The sequence below is a fragment of the Stenotrophomonas maltophilia group sp. Smal12 genome (genome assembly GCF_037079935.1).
GTDB classification, from domain to species: Bacteria; Pseudomonadota; Gammaproteobacteria; order Xanthomonadales; family Xanthomonadaceae; genus Stenotrophomonas; species Stenotrophomonas sepilia.
Genome location: NZ_JBAWUK010000054.1, coordinates 14,205 through 27,477 on the forward strand (window position 1 = coordinate 14,205; position 13,273 = coordinate 27,477).

The window sequence follows — 13,273 nt, forward strand, 5'->3', positions numbered from 1 at the left end:
GAAAATCCCTGTTGATTGCGCAAGGCGGGGTTTGGGCGTTTCTAGGGGGTCAGAACGCCATCGAGGTACTGAACATCAGCTGCCGTGGCGCGCTGCGCTGCAGAGTCTGGTAGTCCCCCCGAGAACGACGAGCCGGCGATGGTGGCGGTGCCGATGTTGTGGCGATTGAACAGGTTGCTCACGTCCAGCCGCAGCTCCAGCCCGGGCACTGGGCTGTCCGCACCGAATCGATACGCAGCATAGGTGTTGACCTGCCAGAACGTGGGCACGCGGATGTCGTTCTCGTAGGTGAAGGGCTGGCGCAGGTACGAGGTGCTGGTGGCACCGAAACGCCAGTCACCGAAGTGGGCGGACAGGTCGCTGACCAGCGAGATCTGTGGGCAGCCCGGCTGGGCGTTGCCCTTGATCGGGTACACCGTGTCACCCACCGCGAAATCGCTGTCGTAGTACGAACGGGCCACGGCCACGCCCTGGTAGAACTGCAGGTGGTCGGTGAGGTCGGCGGTGGTGCCAAGGTCGGCACCGATCACGTGCATCTTCGGCATCAACCGCACGGTGTTGATCTGTGCGAACTGGGTGCCGATGGCGGCCGACAGCAGGCGGTTGCGGATGTCGTTGTAGAACACGTCGCCGGTGATCGTCAGCCGGTCGAAGCGATGCGATGCACCCACGGTGAGGTTCCAGTTCTTTTCCGGACGCAGGGTACCCGCTACGCGGTCGAACTCTTCCTGGTCGGTGATGGTCCACGCCGAGGCGGTGTAACCGATGTTGCCGCGCTGAGCGACGCGATAGCCGTTCATGGTATTGGCCAGGTCGATGAAGGCATCGGTGGATTCGGTCGGGCTTTAGAACAGCGAGACGTGCGGCAGGAAGTTGCTCTTCGCGCGCAGCGTGCCGTTCACCGGCCGGTCCTTGGCATCACCCAGGCCGCCACCGCGGGTGCGGAAGTCCACGGCCTTGAAGCCGACACCCAGCTTCAGCGTGTCGTTCAACACGATGTCGTCCTGCAGGTAGAACTGGCGCGAGCGGGTCACCCAGCTCGATGCGTTGTCGGTCTTGAACGCGGGACCGTACACATCGAACGGACCGGTGGCCTTCAGCGGCGGGCCCTCGCCCAGCAGTGGCTGCTGGTACCACTCGGTCTTGGCCGCAGCCTTGCTCTTCTCCTGCCAGAAGCCGGCGGTGAAGGTGTGCGCGCCGGTCTCGAACTGCAGGTTGACCATGCTGCCCAGGCGGTTGAGGCCCGGCGTCTGTACCTGTTCGGAGAACGGTGCGCCGTTGGGCGACGGTACGGTCGGGTCGGTCAGCGTGGCCTGGGTGTGGCTGTTGGCGTTGTACAGCTGCACGTTGCCACTCAGCGCCGGGGTGATCTGGAAGCGATGGTTGATCGATGACACGCGGTCGCGGGTGGTCTGGCCGGTGTCGTACGGAATCAGTTCGGACAGCTCACCGCAGGTGTAGGCGCCGCAGGATTTGTCCGCGTTTTCCGGCGAGGCCACGTACCACGCCCACGCATAATCGGGATAGAAGATGTCGGCCTTCCAGCCCAGCTTGCGGATCATGTCGAAGGAGATGTTGTTGTAGCCCCAGACCTTGGCCTTGCTGTCGGACAGGAACACGGTGACATCGCCCCAGGCGACGTCCTGCTGCAGCTTCAGGTCACCGCGCAGGAAATTCTGCGTGCCCTCGCCCTGATACTTGTCGGCGGACACGCGCTGCAGGTCGACCAGCACTTTCGGGCCCTGCTCGCCGAGCTGGCCGGTCTGCCCCGATACGGTGGTGACCAACGTGTTGTTGCTGCCCACACCCTGCTTCACGCGCAGGCTGGGCGTGTCCTGCAGGTCGCGCAGGCGGTATTCCAGGCTGCCGCCGTTGACGCTGCTGGAGAACACGCCGACCGGTGCGCCGCCAGGGCTGACCGTGATCGCGCCGATGCCATCGGGCACGCCCACGTTCACCACGCTGGTGCCGGTAAGCGAGAGGAAGCCGTTGTCGTTCAGCGGCACGCCCTCGAAGGTGATGCCCATTTCATTCATGCGGAAGCCGCGCACGAACAGGCTGGTGGCCGAGATATCCAGGCCCAGCCCGTCGGTGGCGGTGTAGCTGGCGCCCGGCACCTGCTTGAGCATGGCCAAGCCGTTGTTGCCGGTGACCATCGCGTCGAGGTCTTCGGCCTTGATGATGTAGCGGTTGGGACCAACCACCTGGGTCGGTGCCACGGCCGCACCGCGCGGTGTGGCGATGACCTGCAGGGCGTTGAGCGTGGTGGGCGTGTCGAGCGCGGCGTCGTGCGTTTCTGCGGCGTACGCAGGTGTGGTGATGGCCGCGATGATGGCCAGGGCAAGGCGCGTCGTGGGTGGGGTGTTCATGGGCAGATCCAGGTGCAGGGAGAGAGCGGCGCAGGCGCACGCCCAGCGCGTTGCAGCACCGGTGTCGGTACCCTGGCTGGCGGTGCGATTGCGTTGAGGGAGTGACGGCGCGGTGCGCGACGGTCAGCAGAGGAAGACGATCCTCTGCCTCAAAATTCGATGGAGTGATTTCGACGTGCGAAATTCTTGCATCGCACTGCCGCATCCGCCATTGCACCGTGGTACAGCGCAGATGGTGATGGGGATGTATGGGCTATACGCAGGTATACATCCAAGCCAGGCTAGCGAGCAGTCGTGGACTGCTTCCACTCATCGATCAGAGCCACAACGGCAGCATGCAGCTGGGCGGCATCAAGCTCATACGCATGGCGATCTACATCTTCGTCGCAATACATGTCAGCAGCACAGAAGATGCTGGACAGGCACGTTGAAAGCGCTACGTCATCCAAAGCCGGCAAGTCGAGATCCCGCTCGATCTTCCATAGCTCGATGTAGGACTCGGAGAAAACTTGCGCCGACAACCGCTCGTTGGCGAAGGACTGAGCAAACATCATCAAAGTCCAGCTCATGATGTGCGTCCGATCATTGCAGGACGAAGCGCTCAATGGCACGTGCCACGCCTTCGTCGGCATTGCTGGTGGTCCCGAACCGCGCCACCGCCTTCACCGCGTCGATGGCATTGCCCATCGCCACGCTGGTGCCGGCGTACTGCAGCATGGTCAGGTCGTTCTCCTGGTCGCCGATGGCCATCACGTTGGCACGGTCGATGCCCAGGTGCTCGGCCAGCTTCTGCAGGCTCGGGCCCTTGCCGGCGCGGTGGTCGAACACTTCCAGGAAGAACGGCGCGCTCTTCAGTACCGCGAAGCGCTCGGTCAGTTCGCTCGGCAGGCGCGCGATGGCGGCATCCAGCACGTCCGGCGCGTCGATCATCATCAGCTTGATGAAGGACATCGATGGATCCATGTCCTCCACGCGGCGGTACGACAGCGGCATCCGCGAGAGATGCGAGTCGGCCACGGTGTAGTAGCTGATGTCCTGGTTGGGCGTGTACATGCGCCGGCTGTCCAGCGCCTGGAAGTGCACGCCCAGGTCGCGGGCGACCTGCTCGCAGAACAGGAAGTCGTCGAAGCTGAGCGGATACTCGACCACGGTTTCGCGCGTGCCGATGCGCTGCACCAGGCCGCCATTGCAGGCGATGCAGTAGTCGTCGTTGCCGTTGATGCCGAGCTCGTGCAGGTACGGCGCCAGGCCGGGGACCGGGCGGCCACTGGTCAGCACGATGTGCACGCCCAGTGCGCGCGCCTGCGCGATGGCCTGCCGAGCGCGTGCGGTGAGCTGGTGCGACGTGTCCAGCAGCGTGCCATCCATGTCGATGGCGACCAGTTCGATGGTCGATTGCCGGCGGCCCATGTCCATTGCGTTCAACTCGTGCGGGGCACGCCAGTTTACCCCCTCATGCCCGGTTCACCTCTTTGCCCACGTTGGCCGGGATACTGCGGGAGCCTGTGCGTCCCCCACCGCAGGACGGCCCGTTGACCGCCCTTCCCTGGAGAACCTTGCGACGCATGACCTACCGTGCCCCCGAAACCAATGACAGCGCGCCCCTGGCCCAGCAGATCGAACAGATGATCGACGAGCTGCCCGGCGACCAGGTGAGCGTCGGCACCCTGCTCAGCGCGCTGGGCGATGAGGGCCTGCTGCTGATCGTGATCCTGCTCTCGGCCATCTTCATCATTCCGGTGTCGATTCCCGGGCTGAGTACGGTGTTTGGCGCCTCGATCCTGCTGATCGGCCTGAGCCGGGTGCGCAACCGCCCGCTGTGGGTGCCACAGAAGCTGGCCCGCCGCGAGATCGCCACCGACAAGCTGAAGGCCAACCTCAGCCGTGCGCTGAAATGGGTGCACCGCATGGAGCGGCTGTCGCGGCCGATGCGGCTTGCGGTGATGGTGCGCTCGAAGAAGATGATGCGCCTGAACAACCTGATGCTGGTGTTCGCGACCTTGCTGCTGATGGCGCCGGCCGGACCGATTCCCTTCAGCAACACGCTGCCGGCGCTGGCGCTGATGTCGTTTGCGATTGGCTTCATCCAGCGCGATGGTGCGGCGGTGGCGGCCGGTTACGGCTTCGTGGTGGCCACGGTGGTGTATTTCGGCGTGCTGCTGGGCGGCGTGGGATTTGCTGCGGAATCGGTGTTCAGCGGGTTCCGCAGCAGTACCGCGGAACTGTAGAGCCGAGCCCACGCTCGGCTGCTGTTCGCTCGGTGCACGGAAACCCGCGCGCTGCGCGCGTAAGCCGAGCATGGGCTCGGCTCTACAAAGGCCGGATCCACAGCAGTCGAGCGTGGCTCGACGCTACACAGCTATTTGGCCGACACCCGCCACACCACGTCGCCCACGTCATCAGCCACCAGCAGCGCGCCCTCGGCATCCATGGCCATGCCTACCGGCGCACCCATCAGGGTCTTCTCGTCCTTCGATGCAAAGCCGCTGACCACGGTCTGCGGCCGCCCGGTCGGCTTGCCGTCCTTGAACGAGACGTAGACCACTTCATAGCCGCTCAATGGCGAGCGGTCCCAGCTGCCGTGCTCGCCGATGAAGGCACCGCCGTGGTACTGCGGCGGCAGCGCCTGGCCGGTGTAGAACAGCAGGCCCAGCGGTGCCACGTGCGAGCCGATGGCATAGTCCGGCACGATCGCCTTGGCCACCAGGTCCGGCCGCTGCGGCTGCACGCGTTCGTCCACGTGCTGCCCGTAGTAGCTGTAGGGCCAGCCGTAGAAGCCATCTTCCTTCACCGAGGTTAGGTAGTCCGGCACCAGGTCGGCACCGATCTCATCGCGCTCGTTTGCCACGGCCCACAGCTGGCCAGTGCTCGGCTCCCAGTCCAGCCCGGTCGGGTTGCGGATGCCCGACGCAAAGATGCGGCTGCCACGGGTGGCCACGTCCACTTCCAGTACCACCGCCCGGCGGTATTCGACGGCCAGGCCATTCTCGGTAATGTTGCTGTTGGAGCCCACGCCCACATACAGCTTGCGGCCATCGCGGCTGGCCAGCAGTTCCTTGGTCCAGTGGTGGTTGATGGTGCTGGGCAGGTCGGTGAACTCGCGGCCCTTGTCGGACATGCGGGTTTCGCCGGGCACGTAGTGGTACTGCATGATGTTGCCGGTGTTGGCCACGTACAGCGTGTCGCCGATCAGCTGGATGCCGAACGGCGAATGCAGGCCCTCGATGTAGACATGCTGGGTCCAGGTGTTCGTTCCCGGCGAGCGGTGCAGCAGGGTGACCCGGTTGCCGCCCTTGCCGGCCTTGCCCGAGCGCGCCTTCACCTTGCCGGCGATCCACTGCTTGGGCGTGGTGACCGGTTCTTCGCCGGGGCCGTTGCCCTCCACCACCAGTACATCGCCATTGGGCAGGGTCAGCAGCCGCCGCGGATGCTGCAGGTTGGCGGCGATGCGTTCGATCTTCAGGCCCTCGGCCACCGTGGGGGTCTGTCCATCAGCCCAGCCGACGCCCTTGGGCACCTGCATCGGCGGCATCAGGAAGTTGGCCGGCTTGGGCAGTGGCGGTTGCGGTCCCGACTGGTCGGCCGGGTGGTACTCGGCCTTGCCGGCACAGGCCGACAGCATCACGGCCAGCGCCAGGGCGCCCACGGTGGGCAGGATGTGCTTAGCCATGACGACCTCCCTGCAGCACCGGCGGCTGCAGTGACAGCAGGATCAGGCCCAGGGCAATCAGGGCCACGGTCAGCGCCGACAGGATCGTGCCCGGCACCGCAACGGCGTACGCATCGCGGCTGTGCACGAAGGCGTTCCAGATGGCCAGCACCACCGCGACCAGGTTGAGCAAGAAGTCGATGCGGTCGATGCGGGTGGCCGTGCCGTTGCGGCGCCAGACCGCGAACAGGTTGATCAGGCGCGGCACGATGGCGATCAGCAGGCCGAAGGTGATCAGCCAGGCGGCTGCCTTGCCCCACATCACCTCGGCGCTGTTGAGGTAGATCGCGTCGAAGATCAGTGCGCCGACGAAGAAACCGAAGGGTATCGGGTTCAACAGGCTGAACAGTGTGGTGCCGAGGCCGCGATGGGCCTGGGCGAGCGGATTGACCATCATCGTGCTCCGTGCGGAAGGGTGCACGGGCTGTAGTAGCACAGCGCGATGTGAGGGCGCGCGATGATGCCCCGGCGGGGCTTCCACACCCACCGGGCAGGCACCGCGCTACGCGGGCTCGTCCTCGCGCACCTCGTGGAAGGGCAGCATCGTCTCGAAGCCGAATTCGTGTTCCATGCTGGTGCGGACCAGGCCGCCGATGGCGTAGCGGCTGGTGTTGGCATGCACGTCTATGCCACCGGGCCGCCACTCGGTGCGCAGATGCAGCGTCTCTGCGCGTCGCATGACGATCCGTTCCTCCTGCAGCAGTGCGCGACGGTATTTCTTCATCAGCAGGCGCAGCGGTTTCACCGTGGTGATGCCGAATGCTGCCAGTTCGGGCAGCAACTCGGCGATATCGGCATCGTCGCCATAGTCGTGGCTGCGCGTATGCACGGACAGCACCACCTTGCGGATGACGGCAACCGAGAGCGGAGTCTGGTCCGCGCGTGCACGGGCACGCTGGCGTGCCTTCTTCATGTGTGACTTCACCTGCATGCGATTACCCAGGTTTCCCGTACCTCGAAGCAAGCACGCGATGATGGCGTGAAGGCATTCGAGTGCCCCGTCATAACTTGACGTACTAAGTGTTTGTGACGCAATTGGCACATTCGCACATTGCGGGTGTGAAGAGGTAGGGGGTTGTTCGTTGTGTCGCGTTTGGCTCGTTGCGATGGGGCAGTTCCGCCCCGCCGTCCTGCCATGCCGATTCACAACAGAAGGATTCGTGTATGAAGCGACACACGCAACGCTCCGCGCCACCGCGCTCTGCGCGCCTGGCCCTCGCCACTGCCCTGGTACTGGGCAGCCTGGCCGTCACCGCCCAGGCCCAACAGGCCGATCCACTGGCGGGGATACAGTGGCACCTGCTCAACACCGGGCAGACGGTCCCGGCTGACACACTGCCGGTGGCAGGCAACGACCTGAACGTGGATGGCCTGTTCCGCAATGGCATCCGTGGCCAGGGCGTCACCATCGCCATCGTCGACGACGGCCTGCAGATCGCGCATCCGGACCTGGCGGCCAACGTGGCCGCTGTAGCCGGCAAGAACTTCACCAATGGCTCGAACAACCCCACCCCGACCAATCCCGATGTCGACAACCACGGCACCATGGTCGGTGGCATCGCCGGTGCGGTGGGCGCCAACAACCTGGGCGTGCGCGGTGTAGCCCCGGCGGCGACGTTGAAGGGCTTCAACCCGATTTCGCGCTCGGCCCTGGGCAACCAGCAGAGCAACATCGAGTACGCCTGGTGGGACGGCACGGAATCGGCCGACGTGCAGGTGTTCAACAACAGCTGGGGCGCCGGCCCGGGCAATCCGAACCTGCCGCTGGCGTACAGCGAAAACACGATTCGTTCGTATGAGCAGGCACTGTCGGGGACGCGCGGTGGCCGCGGCGGCATCTACGTGAAGTCGGCCGGCAACAACTTCAACAATGCCTCGATCAGCCAGACCCAGGATGTCTGCACCACCGACACCAAGAACCGCAACACCGGCTGCGTGCCCGCCGGCCGTGATCCGCGCAACAACCTGTTCAACGTGATCACGGTAGGCGCGGTGCGCGCCGATGGCGTGCGCTCGTCTTACTCCTCCACCGGCTCGGCCTTGTGGGTGTCGGCCTTTGGTGGTGAGTACGGCCTGCAGGCACAGTTTGCGCCCGGCCTGGTGGCGCGCGCGTACGACCCGGCGATCGTCACCACCGACGTGACCGGGTGCGCGCAGGGCAGCAACAAGAACACCAACCGCCAGAACACCCTGGACAGCAACCTGTCGGCCATCGACAGCACCTGCAACTACACCGCCAAGATGAACGGCACCTCGGCGTCGGCGCCGATGGTATCGGGCGTGGCGGCACTGGTGCTGGAAGCCAATCCGAACCTGTCCTATCGCGATGTGAAGTACATCCTGGCCACCACCGCCACCCGCAACCACCCGAACCAGCCGGCGGTGACGCTGGCCGACGGGCGCACGCTGGTGCCGGGCTGGACGGTGAATGCTGCCGGCCGTGCCTACAGCAACTGGTATGGCTTCGGCGTGGTCAACGCTGCGCGTGCAGTGCAGGTGGCCGAGAACTTCCAGTCGCTGGGCCCGCTGGTCGACAGCGGCTGGCGCAACACGACGCGTACCGTGGCCATCGGCAACACCTCGGCTGCCGCCGCACGCCTGACCTTCCAGTTGGCCAACGGCGCGCGCAACATCGAAAGCGTGCAGCTGGGCTTCCGGGTCAACCACCGCAACACGCGCCAGCTGCAGTTCGTGCTTGTGTCGCCCAGCGGCACCCGCAGCGTGGTGCAACCGGCGTTCACCGCGATCGGTTCGGGCACGGGTGGCGCGCAGAGCAATTTCACCAGCTGGGACCTCCTGTCCAGCAATGCCTTCCTGGATGAGAATGCCAGCGGCACCTGGACGCTGGAAGTCACCGACATGGGGCAGGCCGCGACCGCAGCATCGCGCGGCAACCTCGAATTCTTCAAGATCCGCGTTCTGGGGCACTGATGATGAAGACCACCATTCTGTTGAGCACGCTCGCCTTCGCGGCGATGACCTCCCCTGCCTGGGCGCAGAGCTCGGGGCAGACCCCTCCAGCCAGGACCCTGTCGACCGTGGATGCGCAGGAACTGAAGGCGTCCGCTACCGGCCGCACGTTCGATGTGGGCGGCACGCGATTCCAACTGTCCCCCTCGGCCACCGTGAAGCAGGCCAGCGGCGGCCAGTTCACGATCACCCCGCAGGCGGCGGCGACCACCAGTTCGCGCACCAAGCGTTCGCTGGATGGCGCAACGGCGGCACCTGCCGATGCCGGCGCCGGCAAGTTCGCCGCAGCGGTCTCCCGTGACGGCGCGCCGGTAGTGGCGACGTCGCGGGTCAAGGTGTTCTTCACCGATGCAGCCTCGGCCCAGCGCGCGGCTACGGCCACCGGTGGCACCGTGGTGAAGGTGTCGAAGGCTTCGGGCCAGGCCATCGTGGAGTACCCGTCGGTAAACGCTGCGCTGGATGCGACCACCAGGCTGCTGTCCACCGCCGGTATCCGCGCCACCGAGCCGGACGTGGTGCAGTGGGAAGAGACCAAGTAAGGCGTTGAGTGGTGCCCCTGGCCGGTTGGCTCTCCTGGCCGGCCGGGGGATTGGTGTGCGTTGCGACTGTAGAGCTCAGACGATGTTCGGCACTACAGTTCTGCATCAACGGAAGGATTGACCGGTTGCTGTCGAACGCGCTGCCGGCGATCGAGCGGTAACCGCTGCCCGGCGGACGATTCCCCGGTGCGGTTGGAATGTGCCAACCAAGGTTGGCACCTACCAAAGCAGGGTGATGTGCCGTCCCACGGTCGGCCCCTACCCGGTCGGTAGTGCCGGCCGCTGGCCGGCGGAAGGTTTCACCGCACAGTGGGAATGTGCCAACCAAGGTTGGCACCTACCAAAGCAGGGTCAGACCAGGGCCGCGAGAGCCTGCACCAGCGCATCCATCTGCGCCGGCCGGGTGAACACCGACGGTGTCACCCGCACGCAGGCGCCCGACTCCAGGCCATCGCGATGGGTGGTGAAGATCCGATGCTCATCCAGCAAGCGCTTCTGCAGTGCCTGATTCTGTTCTACCGAGGTGTGGCCGCGCAGGCGGAAGCTGGCCAATGCGCTGGCCAGCGCCGGATCAGGCGACGACAGCACTTCGATATGCGCCATCTGCCGCGCAGGCACGGTCCAGCGCTCGCGCAGGTAGCGCAGGCGCGCCTGCTTGTTGGCCGCGCCGATGCGCTGGTGCAGCGCGATCGCTTCCGGCAGCGCCAGGTAAGCGGCGAAGTTGACCGTACCGGTGTGCACACGGCTGCCCACGCGGCCATCGTCGGTCTCGCCCATGTACGGCTCCAGGTCCGCAACGCGGCCCTTGCGCACATACATCGCGCCGACGCCGACCGGTGCACCGATCCACTTGTGCAGGTTGATGCCAACGAAGTCGGCCTTGAGCTGCGGCACCGCGTAGTCGATCTGGCCAAACCCGTGTGCTGCATCAACGATCACGTCGATGCCGCGTGCGCGCGCACGTTCGGCGATTTCGGCCACCGGCAGCACCAGTCCATGGCGATGGCTGACCTGGGTCAGCAGCATCAGTTTCAGGCGTGGCAGCCGCGCGAACGCGGCCTCGTAGGCCTGCAGGATCTGCGCATGGTCGGGCACGGCCGGCAGCGCGATGCGCTCGACCTGCACGCCGCGGCGCTGCTGCAGCCAGCGCATCGCGCCGATCATGCTGTCGTAGTCGATGTCGGCGTACAGCACCTGGTCGCCAGGCTGCAGGCGGTTGTAGCCGCCGATCAGCGCCAGCATCGCCTCGGTGGCACCGCGGGTGAGTGCGATCTCGTCGGCGCCCACGCCCAGCAGTTCGGCCACCTGCCGCTGCGCCGCCATGTACTGCGCCGGGAACTCACGGCGGCCATACCAGGCATTGCCTCGGTTCACTTCCGCGGTGTGGCGCTGGTAGCTGGCCAGCGTCTCGCGGCCCATCGCGCCCCAGTAGCCGTTCTCCAGATGGTTCACTTCGTCGGTGAAATCGAAGTGGCTGGCCACGGCGGCCCAGTAGTTTTCATCGCGGGCCAGCACGTCCGGCGCCGCGGTCGTTGCGGGAATCTGCATGGACGCAGCGTAACGCGTGGCAGCCATGGCTGGCAGTGAAGAAAGTGCGGCTGCGGCCGGCAGCAAGGTGCCGGCACGCAACAGGGAGCGGCGGGCCGGGTCCATCAGAAGCTCAGCCGGTACTGTGCGTGCAGGTTGGCACCGTCGGTGTCGTATGGCGCGTTGCGCGAGTAGACCAGGCCGCGACTGGCCTGGAAGGTGGCTTCGTCCGGATAGCGGTCGAATACGTTGTCGGCACCGACGCGCAGGCTGTGATGTTCGTTGATGCGATAGCCGACGGCCAGGTCGAGGAAGCTCATCGCGCCGAAGCGCTGGTAGATATCGCCCACTGCATTGCCGCTGGAATCGGTCCAGGCGCCGTAGTAGCGCATGCGTGCCATCAGCGACCAGGCGCCGATGTCCCAGCTGCCGGTCAGGCTGCCCTTGTGCTCGGGCAGGCGATCCTCGAACAGCACGCGCTGGGTCTCGTTGGTGGCCACCGAGGTGCTGCCGTTGTCCACGCGGGTGCGGTTGTAGTTGTAGGCCAGGGTCAGCGTCATGCGGCCCGCGCCGAGGTCGCGCAGGTAGTTGCCGACCACGTCCACGCCGGTGGTGGTGGTGTCGAAGTCGTTGGTGAAGTAGTTCACCGAGGTATAGCCCAGCGGATTGGGCGTACCGGCCGGAATGGCGAAACTGGCCGACTGGCTGAAGCGGTCGGTGAGCTTGATCTGGTAGACATCCACCGAGCCGGACAGGCCCAGGTCGGTGCGCCAGGTCAGGCCCAGCGATGCGGTACGCGATTCTTCCGGCTTCAACGGCCTGGCACCGAGCAGCTGCGCCAGCGGATCGTTCGGCGACAGGCGGCCACTGGTGAAGATCTGCAGCGTGCGCGTATCCAACCCCTGGGTGGTGCTGGTGGTGTTGAGCTGCGCCGGCGTCGGTGCACGGAAGCCGCTGGACACGGTGCCGCGCAGGGCGACGTCCGGGGTGATCGCGAAGCGCGCCGACAGTTTGCCGTCCAGTGTGCTGCCGAAGCTGGAGAAGTCCTCGTAGCGGCTGGCTGCACCGATGCTCCAGCGCTCGCCCAGCGGCACTTCCATGTCCACGTAGGCGGCCTTGCTGCGCTGGCTCCACTGCCCGGCCTGGCTGGCCGAGAAGCCCGGCGCGCCATTGGAGTTGGCCTCCAGGCCCGCGGCCGCGCCCGGACCCACCGCGTACGAGGCCGGATCACCGGCGCGCACCTGGTAGGTTTCCTGGCGGAACTCGCCACCGAAGGCGACGTTGATCGGCTTGGACAGCGCAGCCACGTCCCATTCGTAGTTGAAGTCGGCGTTGGCGCTCTTCTCGGTCTGGGTCAGGCGGCCGAGATCGAAGTCGGTCGGGCTGGCCGGGCCGAGCGAGGCATTGATCGAGTTCTTCAGGCGATAGTCGATGGCGTTGCGGCCATACGAGGCGCTGACATCCCAGCGCAGCTTCGGCGTGATCTCGCCGCGCAGGCCACCGACCAGCTGCAGGTCGTTCTGCACGTTGCCGTACTGCGGGCTGAAGCCGACCGGATACAGCGAGCGCAGGTTCCAGCCCGGGAAGATGGCGGTGGTGCGATAGGCGCCGGTGGTGGTGTCCGGGTTGCGCCAGTTGAAATCGCTGACGCCATCGCTGTGGCTGTACAGGCCGAACGCATACAGCTCCAGCGTGTCGTTGGCATGGGCCTTCACGTTGAAGCCGACGCGGCGGCTTTCCAGTTCCGGCTGGCCCCAGCGCTGTACCGGATTGGGCACGTCCAGCTCCGGATGTGCAGCCTGGAAGGCGATCGCGTCCGGGCGCTGGCGCGTGCGCGAGGTAGCGTCGGAGTTGGACGATTCGGCGAACAGCACCAGGCTGCCATAGTCGCCCAGCGACCAACCGGTGCGCACACTGAAATCGCGCGAGGCACCGTCGCCCTGCGCGTACTGCGAATAGCCGGCGGTGATCTCGCTACCCGGGCCATCCTCGAGGATGATGTTGATGACACCGGCGATGGCATCCGAGCCGTACTGGACCGGCCAGAGTTCTGTAGACACTCAGTTGCCGCTCTGCGCGTAGCGCCTTTCAAACTCTACCGGTGACACGCCGCCAGCGGAACCATGCCGGCGGATCGGGTTGTAGAACATCTCGATGTA

The 13,273-nt window shown here is 65.7% G+C and carries 9 protein-coding genes and 2 pseudogenes; 3 read left to right on the top strand and 8 right to left on the bottom strand.

What is annotated here, in order from left to right:
- Positions 1-49: 49 nt before the first annotated feature.
- From WDC87_RS18545 to yidA, 3 genes and pseudogenes are all read right to left on the bottom strand, one after another.
- A pseudogene (locus tag WDC87_RS18545) lies at positions 50-2,369 on the bottom strand (TonB-dependent receptor).
- 281 nt (positions 2,370-2,650) lie between these two features.
- Entirely contained in the window at positions 2,651-2,938 is a 288-nt protein-coding gene (locus WDC87_RS18550; protein WP_065197195.1) for a colicin immunity domain-containing protein, read from the bottom strand.
- Between the two features lie 13 nt (positions 2,939-2,951).
- A complete protein-coding gene (gene yidA, locus WDC87_RS18555) occupies positions 2,952-3,785 on the bottom strand; it encodes a sugar-phosphatase (protein WP_088497378.1) in 834 nt (277 codons plus the stop codon).
- 149 nt (positions 3,786-3,934) lie between these two features.
- Between yidA and WDC87_RS18560 the strand changes: the two genes are divergently transcribed.
- Positions 3,935-4,597 (top strand): exopolysaccharide biosynthesis protein, encoded by a 663-nt coding sequence (locus tag WDC87_RS18560; RefSeq protein WP_151354622.1) that lies wholly within the window; start codon positions 3,935-3,937, stop codon positions 4,595-4,597.
- Positions 4,598-4,728: 131 nt separating this feature from the next.
- Here WDC87_RS18560 and WDC87_RS18565 read toward each other — a convergent pair whose 3' ends face one another.
- The 3 genes from WDC87_RS18565 to WDC87_RS18575 form a co-directional block, all read right to left on the bottom strand.
- A complete protein-coding gene (locus WDC87_RS18565; RefSeq protein WP_252745104.1) occupies positions 4,729-6,039 on the bottom strand; it encodes a sorbosone dehydrogenase family protein in 1,311 nt (436 codons plus the stop codon).
- Positions 6,032-6,472 carry a DUF2231 domain-containing protein gene (locus tag WDC87_RS18570; RefSeq protein WP_021201954.1) on the bottom strand — a complete coding sequence of 147 codons (441 nt, stop codon included), beginning with the start codon at positions 6,470-6,472 and terminating at the stop codon, positions 6,032-6,034. Before WDC87_RS18570 ends, WDC87_RS18565 begins: the two co-directional genes overlap by 8 nt.
- A gap of 108 nt (positions 6,473-6,580) precedes the next feature.
- Positions 6,581-6,991 (bottom strand): hypothetical protein, encoded by a 411-nt coding sequence (locus WDC87_RS18575; protein ID WP_227836799.1) that lies wholly within the window; start codon positions 6,989-6,991, stop codon positions 6,581-6,583.
- 251 nt (positions 6,992-7,242) lie between these two features.
- Between WDC87_RS18575 and WDC87_RS18580 the strand changes: the two genes are divergently transcribed.
- Entirely contained in the window at positions 7,243-9,009 is a 1,767-nt protein-coding gene (locus WDC87_RS18580) for a S8 family serine peptidase (protein ID WP_252745103.1), read from the top strand.
- Positions 9,009-9,587, top strand: coding sequence for a DNA breaking-rejoining protein (locus WDC87_RS18585; RefSeq protein ID WP_088497382.1), 579 nt, complete (start codon positions 9,009-9,011; stop codon positions 9,585-9,587). Before WDC87_RS18580 ends, WDC87_RS18585 begins: the two co-directional genes overlap by 1 nt.
- Positions 9,588-9,938: 351 nt before the next feature.
- Here WDC87_RS18585 and WDC87_RS18590 read toward each other — a convergent pair whose 3' ends face one another.
- Both WDC87_RS18590 and WDC87_RS18595 read right to left on the bottom strand, forming a co-directional pair.
- Complete coding sequence (locus WDC87_RS18590; RefSeq protein ID WP_088497383.1) at positions 9,939-11,240, bottom strand: aminotransferase class V-fold PLP-dependent enzyme; 1,302 nt, start codon at positions 11,238-11,240, stop codon at positions 9,939-9,941.
- A pseudogene (locus WDC87_RS18595) lies at positions 11,240-13,150 on the bottom strand (TonB-dependent receptor); the annotation flags it as partial. The gene WDC87_RS18590 and the pseudogene WDC87_RS18595, both read right to left, overlap by 1 nt.
- Positions 13,151-13,273 lie beyond the last annotated feature (123 nt).